Source organism: Sphingomonas sp. CARO-RG-8B-R24-01, from assembly GCF_022662295.1.
Taxonomy (GTDB): domain Bacteria; phylum Pseudomonadota; class Alphaproteobacteria; order Sphingomonadales; family Sphingomonadaceae; genus Sphingomonas.
This window is the reverse complement of the sequence record NZ_JAKNQI010000013.1, coordinates 1-20,191: the sequence shown is the minus strand read 5'-3', so window position 1 is coordinate 20,191 and position 20,191 is coordinate 1. Positions and strand designations below refer to the sequence as shown.

21 protein-coding genes are annotated in these 20,191 nt (G+C 65.2%); 17 read left to right on the top strand and 4 right to left on the bottom strand.

The genetic code is table 11. The features are described from left to right. Positions 1–15: 15 nt before the first annotated feature. Together L8G49_RS20000 and L8G49_RS21065 are read right to left on the bottom strand one after the other, a co-directional pair. Positions 16–1,404 carry a methyl-accepting chemotaxis protein gene (locus L8G49_RS20000; RefSeq protein WP_242187681.1) on the bottom strand — a complete coding sequence of 463 codons (1,389 nt, stop codon included), beginning with the start codon at positions 1,402–1,404 and terminating at the stop codon, positions 16–18. Between the two features lie 42 nt (positions 1,405–1,446). Continuing rightward, the gene (locus L8G49_RS21065; RefSeq protein ID WP_277923403.1) at positions 1,447–2,790 is read right to left on the bottom strand and encodes a methyl-accepting chemotaxis protein; all 1,344 of its coding nucleotides are present in this window, start codon (positions 2,788–2,790) and stop codon (positions 1,447–1,449) included. A gap of 247 nt (positions 2,791–3,037) precedes the next feature. Here L8G49_RS21065 and sdhC point away from each other — a divergent pair, with 247 nt between their 5' ends. The 4 genes from sdhC (at position 3,038) to L8G49_RS19975 (ending at position 6,029) form a co-directional block, all read left to right on the top strand. Continuing rightward, a complete protein-coding gene (gene sdhC, locus L8G49_RS19990; protein WP_277923401.1) occupies positions 3,038–3,457 on the top strand; it encodes a succinate dehydrogenase, cytochrome b556 subunit in 420 nt (139 codons plus the stop codon). Position 3,458: 1 nt separating this feature from the next. Further along, complete coding sequence (sdhD, locus tag L8G49_RS19985) at positions 3,459–3,857, top strand: succinate dehydrogenase, hydrophobic membrane anchor protein (RefSeq protein ID WP_242187680.1); 399 nt, start codon at positions 3,459–3,461, stop codon at positions 3,855–3,857. Next, a complete protein-coding gene (gene sdhA / locus L8G49_RS19980; protein WP_242187679.1) occupies positions 3,850–5,652 on the top strand; it encodes a succinate dehydrogenase flavoprotein subunit in 1,803 nt (600 codons plus the stop codon). The genes sdhD and sdhA overlap by 8 nt, the downstream gene beginning before the upstream one ends. Before the next feature lie 131 nt (positions 5,653–5,783). Beyond that, positions 5,784–6,029, top strand: a complete 246-nt coding sequence (locus tag L8G49_RS19975; protein WP_242187677.1) for a DUF1902 domain-containing protein — start codon at positions 5,784–5,786, stop codon at positions 6,027–6,029. Positions 6,030–6,225: 196 nt separating this feature from the next. Here the strand turns inward: L8G49_RS19975 and L8G49_RS19970 are convergent, their stop codons facing one another. Together L8G49_RS19970 and L8G49_RS19965 are read right to left on the bottom strand one after the other, a co-directional pair. Beyond that, positions 6,226–6,558 carry a type II toxin-antitoxin system PemK/MazF family toxin gene (locus L8G49_RS19970; protein ID WP_242187676.1) on the bottom strand — a complete coding sequence of 111 codons (333 nt, stop codon included), beginning with the start codon at positions 6,556–6,558 and terminating at the stop codon, positions 6,226–6,228. Continuing rightward, complete coding sequence (locus L8G49_RS19965) at positions 6,552–6,806, bottom strand: hypothetical protein (protein ID WP_242187675.1); 255 nt, start codon at positions 6,804–6,806, stop codon at positions 6,552–6,554. The genes L8G49_RS19970 and L8G49_RS19965 overlap by 7 nt, the downstream gene beginning before the upstream one ends. 106 nt (positions 6,807–6,912) lie before the next feature. Between L8G49_RS19965 and L8G49_RS19960 the strand changes: the two genes are divergently transcribed. The 13 genes from L8G49_RS19960 (at position 6,913) to L8G49_RS19900 (ending at position 20,101) form a co-directional block, all read left to right on the top strand. Beyond that, the gene (locus L8G49_RS19960; protein ID WP_242140421.1) at positions 6,913–7,473 is read left to right on the top strand and encodes an ATP-dependent Clp protease proteolytic subunit; all 561 of its coding nucleotides are present in this window, start codon (positions 6,913–6,915) and stop codon (positions 7,471–7,473) included. Between the two features lie 139 nt (positions 7,474–7,612). Continuing rightward, positions 7,613–8,398, top strand: a complete 786-nt coding sequence (locus L8G49_RS19955; RefSeq protein WP_010160550.1) for a succinate dehydrogenase iron-sulfur subunit — start codon at positions 7,613–7,615, stop codon at positions 8,396–8,398. 68 nt (positions 8,399–8,466) lie between these two features. Beyond that, on the top strand, positions 8,467–8,937 hold the full coding sequence (locus L8G49_RS19950; protein ID WP_242187674.1) for a PaaI family thioesterase: 471 nt from the start codon (positions 8,467–8,469) through the stop codon (positions 8,935–8,937). Next, entirely contained in the window at positions 8,934–10,043 is a 1,110-nt protein-coding gene (gene zapE / locus L8G49_RS19945) for a cell division protein ZapE (protein ID WP_242187672.1), read from the top strand. Before L8G49_RS19950 ends, zapE begins: the two co-directional genes overlap by 4 nt. 266 nt (positions 10,044–10,309) lie before the next feature. Further along, positions 10,310–11,272: a malate dehydrogenase gene (gene mdh, locus L8G49_RS19940; RefSeq protein ID WP_242187669.1), complete on the top strand. Its 963-nt coding sequence runs from the start codon at positions 10,310–10,312 to the stop codon at positions 11,270–11,272. Between the two features lie 68 nt (positions 11,273–11,340). Further along, positions 11,341–11,637, top strand: a complete 297-nt coding sequence (locus L8G49_RS19935; RefSeq protein ID WP_242187667.1) for a GIY-YIG nuclease family protein — start codon at positions 11,341–11,343, stop codon at positions 11,635–11,637. A gap of 53 nt (positions 11,638–11,690) precedes the next feature. Next, complete coding sequence (gene sucD / locus L8G49_RS19930; RefSeq protein WP_010160545.1) at positions 11,691–12,575, top strand: succinate--CoA ligase subunit alpha; 885 nt, start codon at positions 11,691–11,693, stop codon at positions 12,573–12,575. Positions 12,576–12,679: 104 nt separating this feature from the next. Beyond that, positions 12,680–15,613: a 2-oxoglutarate dehydrogenase E1 component gene (locus L8G49_RS19925; RefSeq protein ID WP_242187662.1), complete on the top strand. Its 2,934-nt coding sequence runs from the start codon at positions 12,680–12,682 to the stop codon at positions 15,611–15,613. Between the two features lie 135 nt (positions 15,614–15,748). Next, positions 15,749–17,008 carry a 2-oxoglutarate dehydrogenase complex dihydrolipoyllysine-residue succinyltransferase gene (gene odhB / locus L8G49_RS19920; protein WP_242187660.1) on the top strand — a complete coding sequence of 420 codons (1,260 nt, stop codon included), beginning with the start codon at positions 15,749–15,751 and terminating at the stop codon, positions 17,006–17,008. A 131-nt stretch (positions 17,009–17,139) separates the two neighbouring features. After that, complete coding sequence (locus L8G49_RS19915) at positions 17,140–17,406, top strand: GIY-YIG nuclease family protein (RefSeq protein ID WP_277923402.1); 267 nt, start codon at positions 17,140–17,142, stop codon at positions 17,404–17,406. A 99-nt stretch (positions 17,407–17,505) separates the two neighbouring features. After that, positions 17,506–18,903, top strand: a complete 1,398-nt coding sequence (gene lpdA / locus L8G49_RS19910) for a dihydrolipoyl dehydrogenase (RefSeq protein ID WP_242187656.1) — start codon at positions 17,506–17,508, stop codon at positions 18,901–18,903. Positions 18,904–19,028: 125 nt separating this feature from the next. Then, on the top strand, positions 19,029–19,310 hold the full coding sequence (locus L8G49_RS19905; RefSeq protein ID WP_242140432.1) for a hypothetical protein: 282 nt from the start codon (positions 19,029–19,031) through the stop codon (positions 19,308–19,310). Between the two features lie 176 nt (positions 19,311–19,486). Then, on the top strand, positions 19,487–20,101 hold the full coding sequence (locus L8G49_RS19900) for an SOS response-associated peptidase family protein (protein ID WP_242187654.1): 615 nt from the start codon (positions 19,487–19,489) through the stop codon (positions 20,099–20,101). Positions 20,102–20,191: the final 90 nt, after the last annotated feature.

The window sequence follows — 20,191 nt, the reverse complement described above, 5'->3', positions numbered from 1 at the left end:
GCAAAGCGTCGTGCATCAGGTGGCGACGCTGGCCGAAAACGAGTCCGCCGCGCCCTTCAGCGTGCGCAGGCGGTCGTCGACCTCACCGAAGCCGCGTTCCAGCGTATCGATCTCGCCCGCGACATGATCGGTATCCTCCCGGATCGCCGCAATCGTGTTCGACATCGAATCGGCCGCCAGCGCGGTTTCGTCGACCGCCGCGGTAATCGCGGTGACGGTCCGGGCCTGTGCCTCCATCGCGCCGCGGATGCGGCTTGCGCTTTGCTGCACCTCGCCGACGGTCGCCTTGATCGAGGCGTTGGTGGCGACGGTCGACCGCGTCGCGGACTGGATCGCCGCGATCTTCGACGCGATGTCGTCGGTCGCGCGCGCGGTCTGACTGGCGAGGCTCTTCACCTCTTGCGCCACCACCGCGAAGCCGCGCCCGGCGTCGCCGGCGCGCGCCGCCTCGATCGTCGCGTTGAGTGCGAGCAGGTTGGTCTGTCCGGCAATGTCGCGGATCAGCCCGAGGATCGATTCGATCGACTTGGCGTGGTCGCTCAGCGTTTCCGACATGCACACCGCGGCGCCCGCCTGGGTCGATGCGCGCGTCGCGATTTCGGTCGCGGCCTCGACTTCGCTGCGGGCATCCTCGATCGCGCGGATCAACCCCGCAGCGGTCTCGGCGGCTTCGCGCATCGCCATCGCGGACTGCTCGGCCGCTGCTGCGACCTGGCTGGTCTTGTCGGTCATGCCGCGCGTCGCCTGGGCGGCCCCCTGCGCCTGCACGCGGATGCGGTTGCCGAGGGCGGCGGTGCCTTCGATCGACGTGGCGATCGTCAAGCTGAACTGGGCCGACCGGCCACGGCGATCCTCGCGCGCGCGGGCTGCGTCATGCCCGCCGAGATAGGATGCCATCACGTCCGCCTCGACCAGTGCGAGCCGCTGGACCGTATCCGCCAGCACCCGCAGGCGGGGCGAGCCGATCCCGAGCGTATCTTCGATCAACTGCAGCGTGCAGCTATGCGCGAAGCTGAGCGACGAGAGCAGGGCCTGCAGCGGAACCCCAGCCTTTTGCGACTCGGCGGCGTGGCGCATCGCCATGCGTGCCCAGTCGTCGCTGTGCGGATCGGCGTATTTGACGAGCGTATAGCGCGCGCTGTCGGCGATCCGCGCGGCGAGATAGGCATCGTCGAACAGCGGGCGGATGTGCGCCGACACCGGCAGGTCGAGATAATGTTTCCAGAAGGTGCGCGAGATGTCGTGCTCGTGCCCTTCGATCAGCCGAGCGATCTCGGCGCTTGCGGCGAGCACGCTGCCATCCCAGTCATAATCGGCAACCCGCTGCGCGGCCGAGCGGTTCTCGCCGCTCCACCCGCCGGGAATCGTGTTGCTTGCCGTCCAGACGCGGGCAATGTCGGCCATCGCGTTTCCTCTCCTGTGTACACCATACGCGCCGGGCCCGCGTCAGGCCGCGACCTTCGCGACGAATTCGCCCGCGCTGCTCTTCAGCGCGCCCAGCTTGTGGTCGAGCGAGTCGAACCCGCGGCCGACCAGGTCGATCTCGGACGCGACCGTCTCGGTATCCTCGCGGATCGCGGTGATCGTGTTCGACATCGAATCCGCGGCGAGCGCGGTCTCGTCCACCGCGGCGGTGATCGCCGTCACGGTCTGCGCCTGGGCTTCCATCGCATATCGAATGCGGTTGGCGCTTTCCTGAACCTCGGCCACGGTCGACTTGATCGAGGCATTGGTTTCGACGGTCGAGCGCGTCGCCGACTGGATCGCGGCGATCTTCGCGGCGATGTCGTCGGTCGCGCGCGCGGTCTGGTTGGCGAGGCTCTTCACCTCCTGCGCGACCACCGCGAACCCGCGGCCGGCATCACCCGCGCGGGCCGCCTCGATCGTTGCGTTGAGCGCGAGCAGGTTGGTCTGCCCGGCAATGTCCCGGATCAGGCCGAGGATCGACTCGATCGACTTGGCGTGCTCGCTCAGCGTTTCGGACATGCCGACCGCGGCGCCGGCCTGGGTCGATGCGCGATTGGCGATCTCCGCGGCGGCCTCGACTTCGGTGCGGGCGTCCTCGATCGCGCGGATCAGACCGGCCGCGGTCTGCGCGGCTTCGCGCATCGCCACCGCGGACTGTTCGGCGGCGGCGGCGACTTCGCTGGTCTTGCCGAGCATCCCGCGCGCCGATGTCGAGGTGCGGACCGACTGGCCGCGCAGCACGCCCGATTCCTGCGTTGCCTGTTCGACGGTCAGCGCGATGCCCTCGCGGAATTCGTCGGCAAGCCGGTCACGCTCGCACGACGCGCTGTGCGCGCAGAAGGCGTTGTAGATTTCGACCGTGATCTCGCTTTCCAGTCCCGTCAGCCGCAGGATCGTATCGATGAACGCGGGGAGGCGGGGATCGTCCGTGCGCAGCCGCTTGAACAGGATGGTGAGCGCGGCGCGATCGCTGGCGCAGGTCATCGACAGCAGCGCCATGGTCGACACGCCCGCGACATAGCCCGATGCGACCGATCGCTCCATCGATTCGATCCAGGCACGCCCGCTCACGTCGCAGAAGCGGTTGCGCAGATAGGTGATGCCGAGGTCGACCATCTTGGCCTCCTCGTGCGGTTGCCAGCTCCGCTCGCCCAGCCCCGCGCGCCGCCACTGGCCCCAGAAGGCCATCGCGATCTCGCCGGCGTCCGCTTCCAGGACGGTCCAGGCTTCGCGGGCCGCGGCCTCCAGCGTGCTGTCGAAATCGAAGGCGCGCAGTCGGGCGCGGATGTCGATCGTTGCGGCAACCGCGCCGGGAACGGGCAATTCACTGGAGTTCAAGGCGGGGCTCCGTATCTGGTGCGACGTATCTTCTGCGACCGGCACGCGCGACGGTCCGTGACCCGGCGTACCCCCATCTGGTTAACGCCCCGTAACCAGCGAATGCAGGATTGCAGCGGATGCATCTGCATGATCACCCAGAATCCTTGCATCGTCGGCCCGGCGGATTAAGAGGGCATCGACCCGCATTCGACCTCGTAGTCGACCCTGCAACCGATGAGGACACGCCGCCTTGGCCAGCACGACCCCCACGACCAAACGGGCACGCCCGCTCAGCCCGCATCTGAGCATCTGGAAATGGGGGCCGCACATGACGGTCTCGATCCTCCACCGCGTCACCGGCAGCGGGATGGCGACGGTCGGCACGCTGGTGATGGTGTGGTGGCTCGCCGCGATCTCGGGCGGTCCGGCGACCTATGCGACGTTCCATCATGTGTTCGGCGAATGGGCCGGCGGGGCGCTCGGCTATCTCGTCGGGATCGGGCTGACGCTGTCGTTCTTCCAGCATCTGGCCAGTGGCGTTCGCCATCTCGTGATGGATACGGGTGCCGGCTATGAGCTGAAGCGCAACAAGACCGGCGCGCTCGCGACGATGGTCTTCTCGGTCGCTGCGACCGCGGTGATCTGGGTCTATCTCCTGGGGTTCAAATAAGATGCGCTACGGAACCGAACTCGGCCGCGTGCGCGGTCTCGGCAGTGCCAAGGAAGGCACGCACCACTGGTGGCAACAACGTCTCACGGCGGGCGCCAACCTGTTCCTGATGCTGTGGTTCTTCATCGCGATCCTGCGCTTGCCCGCCTATGATTACGACACGGTCCACAGCTGGCTGTCGTCGAGCTGGGCGGCGATCCCGATGGCGCTCCTGATCCTCTCGGTCTTCTACCACTTCCGGCTCGGGCTGCAGGTGCTGATCGAGGATTACGCGCACGCCGAGAGCCGGGTGCTCGCGATGGTCGCGCTCAACTTCTTCACCGTCGTGACCGCCGGCATCGCCATCTTCGCGATCCTCAAGGTCGCCTTCACCGCTACCACCGGAGTGCCGCATGCCTGAGGCATATAAGATCATCGACCATACCTATGACGCCGTCGTCGTGGGTGCGGGGGGCTCCGGCCTGCGCGCGACCATGGGGATCGCGGAAAGCGGCCTGAAGACCGCGTGCATCACCAAGGTGTTCCCGACGCGCAGCCACACAGTTGCGGCGCAGGGCGGCATCGCGGCGAGCCTCGGCAACAATTCGCCCGACCATTGGTCGTGGCACATGTACGACACCGTCAAGGGCTCCGACTGGCTCGGCGACCAGGACGCGATCGAATATATGGTCCGCGAAGCCCCGCAGGCGGTGTACGAGCTCGAGCACGCGGGCGTGCCGTTCAGCCGCAACGACAATGGCACGATCTACCAGCGTCCGTTCGGCGGCCACATGCAGAACATGGGCGAGGGGCCTCCGGTCCAGCGCACCTGCGCTGCCGCCGATCGTACCGGCCACGCGATGCTCCACGCTTTGTACCAGCAGAGCCTGAAGTATGACGCGGACTTCTACGTCGAATATTTCGCGCTCGACCTGATCATGGAAAACGGCGTCTGCCGCGGCGTGATCGCGCTGTGCATGGACGACGGGTCGATCCACCGTTTCCGCGCGCATTCGGTCGTGCTGGCGACGGGTGGCTATGGCCGCACCTACTTCTCGGCGACCTCGGCGCACACCTGCACCGGCGACGGCAATGCGATGGTGCTCCGCGCAGGACTCCCGCTGCAGGACATGGAGTTCGTCCAGTTCCACCCGACCGGCATCTACGGCGCGGGCGTCCTCATCACCGAGGGTGCGCGCGGCGAGGGTGGCTATCTCACCAACTCCGAGGGCGAGCGCTTCATGGAGCGGTACGCTCCGTCGGCGAAGGACCTGGCGTCGCGCGACGTCGTGTCGCGCTCGATGGCGCTGGAAATGCGCGAAGGGCGCGGTGTCGGCGAGCATAAGGACCATATCTTTCTCCACCTCGATCACATCGATCCCAAGGTGCTGGCAGAGCGGCTTCCGGGCATCACCGAGACGGGCAAGATCTTCGCCAACGTCGACCTGACGCGCCAGCCGCTGCCGGTGACGCCGACCGTCCATTACAACATGGGCGGCATCCCGACCAATTATCACGGCGAAGTCGTCCACCTGCGCGACGGCAACCCCGATGCGGTCGTCCCCGGCCTGTTCGCGGTCGGCGAAGCGGCATGCGTTTCGGTCCACGGCGCGAACCGCCTCGGCTCGAACTCGCTGATCGATCTGGTGGTGTTCGGCCGCGCGACGGGCTTGCGCCTCAAGGAGACGCTCAAGCCGAATACGCCGCACAACCCGCTTCCCAAGGGGTCGGAGGAGCTGTCGCTCGGTCGTCTCGATACGTTCCGCAATGCCAAGGGCAGCTCGCCGACCGCGCAGATCCGGATCGAGATGCAGCGCACGATGCAGAAGCATTGCGCAGTGTTCCGCGACAATGCGCTGCTCACCGAGGGCCAGCAGAAGATCACCGCGACCTACGAGCGGCTGCAGGACGTCCACGTCACCGATCGCTCGATGATCTGGAACACCGACCTGGTCGAAACGCTCGAGCTCGACAATCTGCTCGCGCAGGCGGTCGTTACGATGGAGAGCGCGGCGAACCGCAAGGAATCGCGCGGCGCGCACGTGAACGAGGATTATCCCGATCGCGACGACGCGAACTGGATGAAGCACACCACCGCGACCTTCAACGGCTGGGGCGGCAAGGCGGGCAAGGTCGAGATCGGCTATCGCCCGGTGCACGACTATACGCTCACCGACGATGCCGAGTACATCAAGCCGAAGAAGCGCGTTTATTGAGGACGAGGGTTGCGGCGAATATCGGACGGGGCCTCCCCGTACGGTGTTCGCTGCAATCACCGGCGGCCTGCCGGTCCTTTGTTTGCGGGTTTTGGCGTCCGGGCCTATCGTCGTGATCTACGGAGGCACCAATGGCGCTTTGGACCCTGCACGCGGCTTACGATCCGGAGGCTCATATCTGGTACGCGCTCGATTGCGATGTGCCGGGGCTTGTCACCGAAGGCGAGACAATCGAACGGCTCCGCGATCGCGCCGCTGCGGTGATGCCCGAGCTGATTTGCGACAATGCGCATCTGATCGACGAGGATCGTCGTTCCGGACCCCATGCGCTTCGACTGGTTGCGTTGCACGAAAGTACGATCCCGGTCGGCGCCTGATGGTCACGAGCTACGGCCGTGACTTGAAGCGTCTGCTGCGAGAGAATGGCTGCTCTTCGTCCGCAACGGGAAGGGCGATCATTAGATCTGCCCACTGCCCCCGCCCCCCGTTCGTTTCGAGCGAAGTCGAGAAACCTGCGCTGTGCCGGGTTTCTCGACTTCGCTCGAAACGAACGGGTGTGTTTAGAGCTCGGCGCTACGGTCGAAACATTTCGCCCAGAACTGCGAGCATCGCCGCCAGCGTGGTTGCATCGAGCGTGCCGATGCGTTTGACCAGCCGGGCACGATCCAGCGTCCGCATCTGATCCGCCAGCGCCAGTCCATCCGTCCCTTTGAAGCGTACCGCGATCCGAAACGGGGCAGGGCGGCTTCCGGTCGTCAGCGGCACGACGATGACCGTGCGCAGATGCGCGTTCATTTCGTCGGGCGAGACGGCCAGGAACGGTGAAGTCTTCTGGATCTCGCGCCCAACGGTGGGATCGAACGCGGTGAGCCATACCTCTCCCCGGCGCATCGCTTGCGCTACCATGTCAGTGCTGCATCGTCCTCATTGGCAAACCCCTGCCAGGCGTCTGCATCGTCGGCCGTTTGGTCCGCCAGCGTGGCCGCCACCGCGGCCCATCCCGCATGCACGCCGGCGACCGGCGTAGCGATGATTTTGCCGTCCTCGACGCGCAGGTCGAGCGTTGCTCCGGCCGTGGTGCCGATCTCGCCGAGGATCGAGGCCGGGACGATCATTCCGACCGAATTGCCGATCTTGCGTAAAGCCGTTCTCATGATGGCCTCCTGCACTCCGGTAGCTAGTAAGCACAGGGCTATAACATTGCCCATCAATTCCTATGGCGTCGGGGAACCCCGCCGCCGCCCGCCGGTTTCCGCGACCATGTCAGATCCCCGCTATCCCCTGCTCGCCAATCCCCACATCCGCCTTTCCGGTCCGGTCGACCAGCTGATGTACGAGAACTTTCGTGCCCAGCTCGGCAACTGCCCCCCGGAAGGGACTCTCGTCATCGCGCTGACCACGCTTGGTGGCGACCCGGAGGTCGCGCGGACGATGGCGGACGACATTCGTCTGCTCGAAGATCATGACGGGCGCGAGATCCTGTTTCTCGGCAAGGTCGCGGTCTATTCGGCGGGGGCGACGTTCATGTCGGCGTTCCCGGTCGCGCGGCGGTTCCTGACGCGGCATACCCGGTTGATGCTCCACGAGCGGCAGATCACCAAGCAGATCAACCTCAACGGGCCGCTCCGGATGGTGGTGGCGTCGATCAAGGCGGCACTGCACGAAGTCGAGCATTCGATCGAGATCGAGGAAGAAGGCTTCCGCGACATCGTCCGCGACAGCCAGGTGACGTTCGAGGAACTGCGCGAGAAGGCGCCGTCCAACTGGTACATCGAGGCCGAGGAAGCGCGCGACCGCGGGCTGGTGCTCGACGTCATCTGATTGGACGAGACCGTCGCGTGCAATCGCAGATGCAGCAATTCAGTGCCGCAAGGGTTTGCGACAACAGCCTTGCTTGTGTACGGCTATCCGCACAACCCGGCGGTAACCCGCCCTCCTGGATGGAAAACGCGAGCAAGCGATGGCCGAATTCTTCCTCCCCGCCAACAGCAAGCCCAAGTCGGGCGGCAAGGTCCACAAGGCCGCGCCTGAGGCGAAACGAATCAAGAAGTTCAAGATCTACCGGTACGATCCGGACGCGAACGCCAACCCGCATTACGACACGTTCGAGGTCGACCTCGACTCGTGCGGCCCGATGGTGCTCGACGCGCTGATCAAGATGAAGGGCGAGCAGGATTCGTCGCTCACCTTCCGTCGCTCGTGCCGCGAAGGCATCTGCGGGTCGTGCTCGATGAACATCGACGGCAAGAACGGCCTCGCCTGCACCACCGCGATCGAGGACGTGAAGGGCGACATCCGCATCACGCCGCTCCCGCACATGGAAGTGATCAAGGACCTCGTTCCTGATTTCACGCATTTCTATGCGCAATATTCGTCGATCAAGCCGTGGCTGCAGACGGTCACGCCGCCGCCCGCGGGCAAGGAGCGGCTCCAGTCGCCGCAGGAGCGCGAGAAGCTCGACGGTCTGTACGAGTGCATTCTGTGCGCCTGCTGCTCGACCGCGTGCCCGAGCTACTGGTGGAACAGCGACAAGTTCCTCGGCCCGGCGATCCTGTTGCAGGCCTATCGCTGGCTTGCCGACAGCCGCGACGAGATGACCGGTGAGCGACTCGACGAGCTGGAGGATCCGTTCCGCCTCTATCGCTGCCACACGATCATGAACTGCGCGAACGTCTGCCCCAAGGGTCTCAACCCCGCCAAGGCGATCGCGGAAATCAAGAAGATGGAAGCCGAACGCGTCGTTTGAGCTTCGCCACCTCCGCCCGCGGGTCGTCGTGACGCCGGGCGGGGTCAGGCCCCGAGGAACTGCCGCGTTTGACCGCACCCTTCACTTACGATGACGATCCCGACCAGCCGGGATGGAAGCGGTGGCAGTTTCGCGACGCCACGCGCTACAACGCCTTTCTCGAGCCGTTGCTGGTCAAGGTCGAGGACCAGATTGCGCGGGTACGGATGCTGCCGCGCCACGAACATTCGAACATGCGCGGGGACGTTCATGGCGGCGCGTTGCTCGGCTTTATGGACGTGGCGCTGTTCGCCGCGGCGCGCGGGTTCGGGGTCCTGTCCGCCGGGGGCGCGGTGACGCTCGATCTTTCGGCGCAGTTCATCGGCGGCGGCAAGATCGGCATGCCGCTCGAGGCGCGCATCGAACTGCTCCGCGAAACGCGTAACATGTTGTTCCTGCGCGGGCTGATCGTCCAGGACGATACGCCGACGATCGCCAGCTTCTCGGGCACGCTGCGCAAGTCCACGCCGCCGCCCGCCACGGTGCCTGATCCAGAATGACCAATGTCCTTGCGCGCTATGACGCGCTGATTGCCTCGGGCGAACTCCGGCCCGATCCCGAACAGGCCGCTGCCGCGCGCCGTCTTGCCGATCTCGCGACCGCACTGGAGGCCGTCCCCAGGCGCGGCTCCATGCTGTGGCGGGTGCTGGGCCGCAAGCCCGAGGCGCCGCGGGGGCTGTACCTGTGGGGCGGGGTCGGGCGTGGCAAGTCGATGCTGATGGACCTGTTCTTCGATGCGCTCGACATAAGGCGCAAGCGGCGCGTCCATTTCGCCGAATTCATGCTTGAGGTGCACCAGCGGCTCGCGGTCGAGCGCGCCAAGGAGCTGGGCGACCCGATCCCACCGCTCGCCCGGGCAATTGCCGAAGACGTGCGGCTGCTCGCCTTCGACGAGATGATGGTGACGAACAGCCCCGACGCGATGATCCTGTCGCGGCTGTTCACGCTGTTGCTCGAGGAGGGCGTGACGGTCGTTACCACCTCAAACCGCCCGCCGGCGGATCTCTACAAGAACGGCCTCAACCGCGAGCATTTCCTGCCCTTCATTGCGCTGATCGAGTCGCGAATGGACGTGATCCCGCTCAACGGCCCGGTCGACTATCGCCGCGACCGGCTGGGGTCGATCGATACGTGGCTGGTGCCCAACGGCCCCGAGGCGACGAAGCTGTTGTCGGGCGATTTCTTCCGATTGACCGACTTTCCGGTCGAGGATCGCGCGCATGTCCCGTCCGAGGATCTGGTCGTGCAGGGGCGGACCGTTCATGTCCCCAAGGCGCTCAAGGGCGTCGCGGTGTTCAGTTTCAAGCGCTTGTGCGAGGAGGCGCGTGGCAGTGCGGACTATATCGCGATCGCGCGGCGCTATCATACCGTGATCGTGGTCGGGATCCCCAAGCTCGGGCCGGACAATCGCAACGAGGCGGCGCGGTTCGTCGCGTTGATCGACGCATTGTACGAACAGAAGGTCAAACTGCTCGCCGCCGCGGATGCCGAGCCGCAGGAGCTGTACGAAAGCGGGGACGGGCGGTTCGAGTTCGACCGGACGATCAGTCGGCTGGAAGAGATGCGGTCGGAAGAGTATCTCGCTGCAGGGCATGGCGGGGAGTGACCGGCTTCCTGTAACGAACCGTTTCCCCGCGCAGGCGGGGATCCAGGGTCGCGGGCGTTGCGCGTTGCAACTCTGGGCTCCTGCCTGCGCAGGAGCACGGACACGCTAATTGCACTTGCGAACGAATTGCAATAGTGGGGCAAATCCTTTGCCTTACGGGTTGCCCAAATGCGAAAACCCGCCTAAGTCGACGCCCGGCAGAGCTCGCCCGATCGCTCTTGAGTTTTTAACGCCATGGGCGGGCCTCAAAGCGAAAAGGATCCCGGATGGCTCGCAAGAAGATCGCGCTGATCGGCGCCGGCAACATTGGCGGCACGCTCGCCCATCTCGCAGCGCTCAAGGGCCTCGGGGACGTCGTGTTGTTCGATGTCGTCGAAGGCGTTCCCCAGGGCAAGGCGCTCGACCTCAGCCAGTGCAGCCCCGTCGAGGGTTTCGACGCGACCATCACCGGCACCAACGATTACAAGGACATCGCAGGCGCGGACGTGATCATCGTCACCGCTGGCGTCGCGCGCAAGCCCGGCATGAGCCGCGATGACCTGCTCGGCATCAACCTCAAGGTTATGAAGGCCGTCGGCGAGGGCATCGCTGCCAACGCACCCGACGCGTTCGTCATCTGCATTACCAACCCGCTCGACGCGATGGTGTGGGCGCTGCGCGAATTCTCCGGCCTCCCGCACAACAAGGTCGTCGGCATGGCCGGCGTGCTCGACTCGGCGCGATTCAGCCACTTCCTCGCGGACGAGTTCAAGGTCTCGGTCACGGACGTCACCAGCTTCGTGCTTGGCGGCCACGGCGACACGATGGTCCCGGTCATTTCCTATTCGACCGTCTCGGGCATCCCGGTCCCCGACCTCGTCGCGATGGGTCGTTCGACCCAGGAAGAGATCGACGCGATCATCAAGCGCACCCGCGGCGGCGGCGGCGAGATCGTCGCGCTGCTCAAGACCGGCTCGGCTTATTATGCGCCCGCCACTAGCGGCATCGCGATGGCGGAAGCCTATCTGTACGACCAGAAGCGCGTTCTTCCGGCAGCGGCACACCTGACCGGCCAATATGGCATCGACAATCTCTATGTCGGTGTCCCGGTCGTGATCGGTGCCGGCGGCGTCGAGGAAGTCATCGAGATCAAGCTCGACGACGAAGCGAAGCAGAACCTCAGCGTGTCGGTCGATGCGGTCAAGGAACTCCTCGTCGCGTGCAAGGCGATCGACGGGTCGCTCAACTGAGGTAATCTGGGCTGAGATAGACGTGCCACCCCGGCGCAGGCCGGGGCCCAACCGGGAAGGCCGAGGTAATGGAAGAACAGGCTTCCGTTTACATCATGGCAAGCGGTTACAACGGCACGATCTATCTTGGTTCGACGGTGAATCTGGCAAAGCGCGTGTGGGAACACCGCAACGGCGTGGTCGCCGGGTTCACGAAGAAATACGACTGCAAGCTGCTCGTCTGGTACGAAATGCTTGGCAGTTGGGAAGCCGCCCGGCAGCGCGAGCTGCAGATGAAGGAGTGGAAGCGCAACTGGAAGCTGCGAGAGATCAACGGGTTCAACCCAGATTGGGCCGACCTGTACGATCGTATCGCGCTGCCCTGACCGCCTTCGCTATTGGACCCCGGCCTTCGCCGGGGTGGTAAGGAACGAGATATATGAGCATCCTCGTCGACAAGAACACCAAGGTTATCACCCAGGGCATGACCGGGGAAACCGGCAGCTTCCACACCAAGGCGGCGCTGGAATATGGCACGCAGATGGTTGGCGGCGTCACGCCCGGCAAGGGTGGCACGACTCACCTCGACCTGCCGGTGTATGACACCGTGGCCGAAGCCGTTGCGATGACCGGCGCGACCGCGTCGGTGATCTACGTTCCGCCCCCCTTCGCGGCGGATTCGATCCTCGAGGCGATCGACGCACAGGTTCCGCTGATCGTCACGATCACCGAGGGCATTCCGGTGCTCGACATGGTTCGCGTCAAGCGCGCGCTGTCGGGGTCCAAGTCGCGGCTGATCGGCCCGAACTGCCCCGGCGTCCTGACCCCCGGCGAATGCAAGATCGGCATCATGCCCGGCAGCATCTTCAAGCAGGGTTCGGTCGGCGTTGTCAGCCGTTCAGGCACGCTCACCTATGAGGCGGTGTTCCAGACGTCGAACGCTGGTCTCGGTCAGACGACCGCGGTCGGCATCGGTGGCGATCCGGTCAACGGCACGAACTTCATCGACGTGCTCGAGCTGTTCCTCGCCGACGACGCGACCAAGTCGATCATCATGATAGGCGAGATCGGTGGTTCGGCCGAGGAAGAGGCTGCGCAGTTCCTGATCGACGAGGCGAAGCGTGGCCGCAAGAAGCCGATGGCCGGCTTCATCGCGGGCCGCACTGCACCTCCGGGTCGTCGCATGGGCCATGCCGGTGCGATCGTTTCGGGCGGCCAGGGCGGCGCGGAAGACAAGATTGCGGCGATGGAGCGCGCAGGCATCCGCGTCTCCGCTTCGCCGAGCGAACTGGGCACGACCTTGCTGGAAGTGCTCAAGGGTTAACGGCACATCGCCCCGGCCGGTTGGTCGGGGCCGCCGCGTCCGGTCGGGCGCGGCGGTGTCCCACTACTAGAGACCCCAATGTTCCGGGGTGACGAGGACTCGCTATGGGCTACGAGAACCAGGACTTCGGCGATATCGCAGGCGGCGTCAGCCCCGCGTTCATCGAGACGCTCTACGCGCGTTTCCGCACCTCCCCGGACAGCGTCGAACCGGCCTGGCGTGGCTTTTTCGAAGGCCTTGAAGGCACGTCTTCGGGCCCGAGCTGGCAGTCGGCGAAATGGCCACTGTCGACCACCGACGATCTGACCGCTGCGCTCGATCCGACCCAGATGGAGCCCGCGCCCAAGCCCGTGAAGGGTGGCGCGAAGCCTGCTCCTGCCGCGGCCCCCGCGGTCAGCCAGGATGACATCATCCGCGCCGCGGGCGATTCGATCCGCGCGATGCTGCTCATCCGCACGTACCGCGTGCGCGGCCATCTCGCCGCCAATCTCGATCCGCTGGGGCTCTCCAAGCGCGAGATGCCCGCCGACCTCAAGACCGAATATCACGGCTTCTCGGATGCCGACATCGACCGTCCGGTCTATCTCGGCGGGACGATGGGGCTGCAATGGGCGACCGTGCGCGAGCTCGTCGACACGCTGCGCGCCAATTATTGTGGCAATGTCGGCCTCGAGTACATGCACATCGCCGACGTCGAGGAGCGGCGCTTCCTGCAGGACCGCATGGAAGGCAAGGACAAGGCGATCGAGTTCACCGACCTCGGCAAGAAGGCGATTCTCAACAAGGTGATCGAGGCCGAGCAGTGGGAACGCTTCTGCGGCAAGAAATATGTCGGCACCAAGCGCTTCGGGCTCGACGGTGGCGAGAGCATGATCCCCGCGCTCGAATCGGTCATCAAATATGGTGGCTCGCTCGGCGTGAAGGAGATCGTCTTCGGCATGGCGCATCGCGGGCGCTTGAACGTCCTCACCAACGTGATGGCCAAGCCGTTCCGCATCATTTTCCATGAATTCGGCGGCGGGTCGGACAATCCCGATGACGTTGCGGGTTCGGGCGACGTGAAATATCACCTCGGCACCTCGACCGACCGCGAGTTCGACGGGATCAGCGTCCACATGTCGCTGGTCGCCAACCCGTCGCATCTGGAAGCGGAAGATCCGGTCGTGCTCGGCAAGACCCGCGCGATCCAGACGATTGCGAACGACCTGACCGAGCATAAGGCATCGCTCCCGGTGCTGATCCACGGCGACGCGGCATTCGCGGGGCAGGGGATCGTTTGGGAGACGCTCGGCTTCTCCGGGATCCGCGGGTATAACACCGGCGGTTGCGTCCACTTCATCATCAACAACCAGGTCGGCTTCACGACGTCGCCGCAGTTCGCGCGCTCGTCGCCTTATCCGTCGGACGTCGCCAAGGGCGTCCAGGCACCGATCTTCCACGTCAACGGGGATGACCCCGAGGCGGTGACCTTCGCCACCAAGATGGCGATGGAATTCCGCCAGCAGTTCCACCGCGACATCGTGATCGACATGTGGTGCTACCGCCGCTTCGGCCACAATGAAGGCGACGAGCCGGGCTTCACCCAGCCGCTGATGTACAAGGCGATCAAGGATCATCCTCCGGTCAGCGAGATCTATGGCAAGAAGCTGATCGAACAGAAGGTGATCGACGCAGCCTGGATCGACGAGAACATCAAGCAGTACACCACGCTGCTCGAAGGCGAGTTCGAGGCGGGTGCGAGCTACAAGCCCAACAAGGCGGACTGGTTCGCCGGGCGCTGGTCGGGGCTTCACGCCCCCGCCGATGCCGAAACCGCGCGCCGCAACGTCAATACGGGGATGGAGCAGAAGCTGTTCGATTCGCTGGGCCGTACGCTGACGACGATCCCCGAAGATCTGGTTGTCCACAAGACGCTCAACCGCGTGCTCGATGCCAAGCGCGAGATGTTCAAGTCGGGCCGCAATTTCGACTGGGCGACCGGCGAGGCTCTGGCGTTCGGGTCGCTGCTGTCGGAAGGCTATGGCGTCCGTCTGTCGGGGCAGGATTCTGGGCGCGGGACCTTCTCGCAGCGCCACGCGGTCTGGGTCGACCAGACCGACGAGCACAAGTATCGCCCGCTCGAGACGATCCCGCACGGCCGGTTCGAAGTGCTCGACTCGCCGCTCAGCGAATATGGTGTGCTCGGCTTCGAGTACGGTTACGCACTCGCGGACCCCAAGACGCTGGTCATGTGGGAAGCGCAGTTTGGCGACTTCATGAACGGTGCGCAGATCATGATCGATCAGTTCATCGCTTCGGGCGAGGCCAAGTGGCTCCGCGCCAACGGGCTCGTGATGCTGCTGCCGCACGGCTACGAAGGGCAGGGGCCGGAGCATAGCTCCGCGCGGATCGAGCGCTTCCTCCAGCTCTGCGCGCAGGACAATATGCAGGTCGCGAACTGCACGACGCCGGCCAACTATTTCCACCTGCTGCGCCGGCAGATGCACCGTTCGTTCCGCAAGCCGCTAATCGTCTTCACGCCCAAGTCGCTGCTGCGGCACAAGATGGCGGTGTCGCAGATCGACGATTTCCTCGGCGACAGCCACTTCAAGCGGTTGCTGAGCGATCCGTCCGCGCCGGCCGATGTCGACGTGAAGCGGCTCGTCCTGTGCTCGGGCAAGGTCGCCTATGACCTGATCGAGGCACGCGACGCGGCAGGCGATACGAACACGGCGATCGTGCGGGTCGAACAGCTCTATCCCTTCCCGGGCGAGCCGCTGGTCGAGCGGATGAAGCGGATGCCCAACCTCGAGACGGTGGTGTGGGCGCAGGAAGAGCCGAAGAACAACGGCGCGTGGAGCTTCGTCGAGCCGTTCATCGAAGACGTACTGACGGACGTCGGCGGGCGCGTGACCCGCGCGCGCTATGCGGGCCGTGCGGCTTCGGCTTCGCCCGCGACGGGTCTGATGAAGCGGCACCAGACCGAGCAGGCGGCGCTCGTCGCCGATGCGCTCGGCCACAGCGTCCGCGAGGAAATCCGCCGCACGCGGAAGGTTTGAAACGCTGCTCCGCTGCTTCCCCGGCGAAGGCCGGGGCCCAGTAGCGGGGCGTAAGGTAATTTCGCGCGGCGCTTGATCAGCGAGCGTTGCGCACCTGGGCCCCGGCCTTCGCCGGGGAAGATAAAAGAGGCGCATATGGCAACCGAAGTCACAGTACCGGTACTCGGCGAATCGATCACCGAGGCGACGCTCGGCGAATGGCTCAAGCAGCCGGGCGACAAGGTCGCGGCAGACGAGCCGATCGCCAGCCTCGAGACCGACAAGGTCTCGGTCGAGGTGCCGTCGCCGGTCGCCGGGATCATGGGCGAACATGCGGTCAAGGTCGGCGAGACGGTCCAGGTCGGCGCGATGCTCGCGACGATCGACTCGGGCGATGGCGCAGCGGCTTCGGCCCCGGCACCCCAGCCTGCGGTCACCGCTTCGCCCGAATCCGCAGCCGCTGCCGAGCAGGCCAACCCCGCCGCGACCGCAGGTCAGCAGGCCCCGTCGTCGTCGAGCGATGGCCCCGCCGCGCTTAGCCCGTCGGTGCGCCGCGCGGTGCTCGAGCATGGCGTCGACCCGTCTACCGTCAAGGGCACCGGCAAGGACGGTCGCCTGACCAAGGATGACGTCGCCGCCGCCGCTGCTTCGACCCCGGCAGCCGCTCCGGCGGCAACGCCGATGCCGGTCGCGCCGTCGGTCGCTGCCGCGAGCGGTCGCAAGGAAGAGCGCGTCCGCATGACGCGCCTGCGCCAGACGATCGCCAAGCGCCTCAAGGAAGCGCAGAACACCGCCGCGATGCTGACGACGTTCAACGACGTCGACATGACCGCGGTGATCGCGGCGCGCGCCAAGTACAAGGACCTGTTCGAGAAGAAGCACGGCGTCCGCCTGGGCTTCATGGGCTTCTTCGTGAAGGCCGCGACGATGGCGCTGCGCGACATCCCGTCGGTCAACGCGTCGATCGAGGGCGATGACATCGTCTATCACGATTATGCCGATATCTCGGTCGCTGTGTCGTCGCCGGGTGGCCTCGTCGTTCCGGTGATCCGTGATGCCGACCAGATGTCGGTCGCGCAGATCGAGAAGACGATCGGCGACTTCGGCAAGCGCGCCAAGGACGGCGCGCTCAAGATGGACGAGATGAAGGGCGGCACCTTCACCATCTCGAACGGCGGCGTGTTCGGCTCGCTGATGTCGACCCCGATCATCAACCCGCCGCAGTCGGCAGTGCTTGGACTCCACCGCATCGACGAGCGTCCGGTCGTGGTCGACGGGCAGATCGTGATCCGCCCGATGATGTATCTGGCGTTGAGCTACGATCACCGCCTCATCGATGGTCGCGAAGCGGTGACGTTCCTCGTCGCGCTCAAGAATGCTATCGAGGACCCGACGCGGATCTTGATCGACTTGTGATCTGACCGTTGTGCTCCTGCGAAGGCAGGAGCCCAGAGTAACGGGCGGCGGCGTTTGTAACTCTGGGTTCCTGCCTTCGCAGGAACACGACGAAGGACAGGAGAAGTCGTACGAAACCGGGCTGCGTCTATCTGATGGCGAGCCAGCGCAACGGGACGCTCTATCTGGGCGTCACCAGCAACTTGCAGGCTAGGGCCTATCAGCACCGCAACCGGTTGATCGACGGCTTTTCCAAGCAATACAACTGCACGCACCTTGTCTGGTACGACGCGTGTGACGATCTTGAGGCAGCACGGTATCGCGAGCTTCAGATGAAGAAGTGGCAGCGGGCCTGGAAGATCGCGTTGATCGAACAGGACAACCCGCAGTGGAAAGATTTGTACGAGACGCTGTTCTAACGCGTTCCGTGTTCCTGCGAAGGCAGGAACCCAGAGCACCGAGCGACGGCCCCCGTAACCCTAGGCTCCTGCCTTCGCAGGAGCACAGCGGAGAGTAAAATGGCTGACTATGATTTCGACGTTCTGATCATCGGTGCCGGACCCGGCGGCTATGTCGCGGCGATCCGCGCGGCGCAGCTCGGGCTGCGCACGGCATGCGTCGAGAGCCGCGAGACGCTTGGGGGCACGTGCCTCAACGTCGGCTGCATCCCGTCCAAGGCGATGCTCCATGCGTCCGAATTCTACAACGACGCGAAGAACGGCATGATGGCCAAGCTCGGCGTCAAGATGGATAACGTCTCGCTCGATCTTGACACGATGCACGAGCAGCGCCGGGATGCGGTCAAGCAGCTCACCGCGGGCGTCGCCTTCCTCTTCAAGAAGAACAAGGTCGAATGGCTCAAGGGCCAGGCGCGCTTCACCGGCGCCGACAGCGTCGAGGTCGCGGGCCAGACGTATCGCGCAAAGAACATCGTGATCGCGACCGGCTCGTCGGTCACGCAGCTCCCCGGCGTTACCGTCGACCAGAAGGTCGTCGTCGATTCGACCGGCGCGCTCGAACTGGCGAAGGTGCCCGAGCATATGGTCGTGATCGGTGGCGGCGTGATCGGGCTCGAGCTCGGCTCGGTGTGGAAGCGGCTTGGCGCACGCGTCACCTGCGTCGAATATCTCGACCAGATCCTCCCCGGCTTCGATGGCGAAATCCGCAAGGAATCAAACAAGATCTTCAAGAAGCAGGGGATCGAGTTCAAGCTGTCGACCAAGGTCACCGGCGTGAGCGTCGAGGGCGAGAAGGCGACGATCACGGTCGAGCCCGCTGCTGGCGGCGCGCCGGAGACGATCGAGGCGGATACCGTGCTCGTGTCGATCGGGCGGCGTCCCAATACCGATGGCCTCAACCTCGAAGCCGCGGGTCTCTCGACCAACGCACGCGGGCAGGTCGAGACCGATCACCGCTTCCAGACGTCGGTTCCCGGAATCTGGGCGATCGGCGACGTGATCCCCGGCCCGATGCTCGCGCACAAGGCCGAGGACGAGGGCATCGCGGTGGCGGAGAACATCGGTGGGCTTACCGGCATCGTCAATCACGACGTGATCCCCTCGGTCGTCTACACCTGGCCCGAGATCGCGGGCGTCGGCCTGACCGAGGAAGCCGCGCGCGAGAAGGTTGCCGAGATCAAGGTCGGCAAGTTCCCGATGGCCGCGAACAGCCGCGCCAAGACCAACCACGAGCCCGACGGCTTCGTGAAGGTGATCGCGGATGCCAAGACCGATCGCGTGCTCGGCGTGTGGGTCATCGCGAGCGTTGGCGGGACGATGATCGCGGAAGCGTGCGTCGCGATGGAATTCGGCGCGACCAGCGAGGACATCGCCTACACCTGCCACGCGCATCCGACGCATGCCGAGGCGATGAAGGAAGCGTCGATGGCGGTTCGCGGCAAGGCGATCCATATCTGAGACGGCACCGGGAACGATCGCGGCCGTTCGGCTGCGGTCGTTCCGATCCGCTGGCGGAACGATAATCGGATTTGGCGGTTTTCCCGGTCGTGCCAGGTTTAGGCACGTGTAAACGGGGATATTCCATGAAGAAGACGATGTTCGTGCTGGCCGCGCTGGCGCTCCCACTGGCAGCCTGCGGTGGCAATGGCGACGGCAAGCTCGCCAAGCAGGTCGAGAAGGCCGGCGACAATCGCGCGGACGCGATGGAAGCGGACGCAAAGAACCTCGAAGCCGCGGCCAAGGCCGAGCGCAAGACCGCTGATGAGCGCGCCGATGCAATCCGCGCCGCCGACGTCAACGCGCAGGCGATGACGCCCGAACAGCGCAGCGACGTCGTCGCCAACCAGGCGGCAGCGGTCCGCTGACGGCCGGCGCGCGGGGCGCCGTCCCCGCGCGCCAACGCGGACGTTCAGCCGGACGCCTCCATGGGTCGCTCGCGACGGCCGAAGTCCAGGAGCGGCGCGGACGGCGTTGCTTCGAAGGCCTGCCATCGCCGGGCGAAGCGTTTGATGACACGGCACAACAGGGCTATTGAACGGCGATGTGCAACGAAGCAGCCCGCCGGATCGCGCTCGGCCTGATGCGCGACGATTTCAACGACCTGCGCATTCCGCTGCGCTTTCCCGAGGGCCTGCCCAACCTCGCCAGCATCGACAGTTTCAAGATCACCGACACGACCTTCATCATCCGGAAGGATCGCACCGGACCCGACATCGATGTCGCCGCAGAGGGCGTCATGCGCCGCTGGAGCTGGCCCGGCCCTGCGGGCAAGCCCGTCTACAAATACCGCTCCGACGGCCGCGACTTCCGTAACAGCGCGGCGCAGGGGCGCTGCCTGATCGCGGCGGACGCCTTCTATGAATTCACGGCTCCCACTGACCCGCGGCAGAAGCGCAAGGACAAATGGTCGTTCACCAAAACCGGAGAGGCATGGTTCGGCATCGCCGGACTATGGCGCGAGCATCCCGCCGTGGGAGAGGCGTTCACGATGCTGACCTGTCCGCCTGGACCCGACATCGCGCCATACCACGACCGCCAGATCGTCATTGTCGACCGTACGGACTGGGCGGGATGGCTGTCGGGAGAAACCCCGGCGGCGGATGTATGCATTCCGTTGCCCGCAGGGTCGCTGACGGTCGAGCCGGTAGCACGATAACGCAGGGCTCCTGCGCAGGCAGGGATCCCAGAATTTCAGACGTCACGCCCCTATCCCTGGACTCCCGCCTGCGCGGGAGAACGGAGCGGG

Excerpts from the sequence above, each read along its gene's own strand:
- L8G49_RS20000 (WP_242187681.1), bottom strand. The coding sequence starts at position 1,404 with ATGGCCGACATTGCCCGCGTCTGGACGGCAAGCAACACGATTCCCGGC.
- sdhD (WP_242187680.1), top strand. The coding sequence starts at position 3,459 with ATGCGCTACGGAACCGAACTCGGCCGCGTGCGCGGTCTCGGCAGTGCC.
- sdhA (WP_242187679.1), top strand. The coding sequence starts at position 3,850 with ATGCCTGAGGCATATAAGATCATCGACCATACCTATGACGCCGTCGTC.
- L8G49_RS19975 (WP_242187677.1), top strand. The coding sequence starts at position 5,784 with ATGGCGCTTTGGACCCTGCACGCGGCTTACGATCCGGAGGCTCATATC.
- L8G49_RS19970 (WP_242187676.1), bottom strand. The coding sequence starts at position 6,558 with ATGGTAGCGCAAGCGATGCGCCGGGGAGAGGTATGGCTCACCGCGTTC.
- L8G49_RS19965 (WP_242187675.1), bottom strand. The coding sequence starts at position 6,806 with ATGAGAACGGCTTTACGCAAGATCGGCAATTCGGTCGGAATGATCGTC.
- L8G49_RS19960 (WP_242140421.1), top strand. The coding sequence starts at position 6,913 with ATGTCAGATCCCCGCTATCCCCTGCTCGCCAATCCCCACATCCGCCTT.
- L8G49_RS19955 (WP_010160550.1), top strand. The coding sequence starts at position 7,613 with ATGGCCGAATTCTTCCTCCCCGCCAACAGCAAGCCCAAGTCGGGCGGC.
- zapE (WP_242187672.1), top strand. The coding sequence starts at position 8,934 with ATGACCAATGTCCTTGCGCGCTATGACGCGCTGATTGCCTCGGGCGAA.
- mdh (WP_242187669.1), top strand. The coding sequence starts at position 10,310 with ATGGCTCGCAAGAAGATCGCGCTGATCGGCGCCGGCAACATTGGCGGC.
- L8G49_RS19935 (WP_242187667.1), top strand. The coding sequence starts at position 11,341 with ATGGAAGAACAGGCTTCCGTTTACATCATGGCAAGCGGTTACAACGGC.
- sucD (WP_010160545.1), top strand. The coding sequence starts at position 11,691 with ATGAGCATCCTCGTCGACAAGAACACCAAGGTTATCACCCAGGGCATG.
- L8G49_RS19925 (WP_242187662.1), top strand. The coding sequence starts at position 12,680 with ATGGGCTACGAGAACCAGGACTTCGGCGATATCGCAGGCGGCGTCAGC.
- odhB (WP_242187660.1), top strand. The coding sequence starts at position 15,749 with ATGGCAACCGAAGTCACAGTACCGGTACTCGGCGAATCGATCACCGAG.
- lpdA (WP_242187656.1), top strand. The coding sequence starts at position 17,506 with ATGGCTGACTATGATTTCGACGTTCTGATCATCGGTGCCGGACCCGGC.
- L8G49_RS19905 (WP_242140432.1), top strand. The coding sequence starts at position 19,029 with ATGAAGAAGACGATGTTCGTGCTGGCCGCGCTGGCGCTCCCACTGGCA.
- L8G49_RS19900 (WP_242187654.1), top strand. The coding sequence starts at position 19,487 with ATGTGCAACGAAGCAGCCCGCCGGATCGCGCTCGGCCTGATGCGCGAC.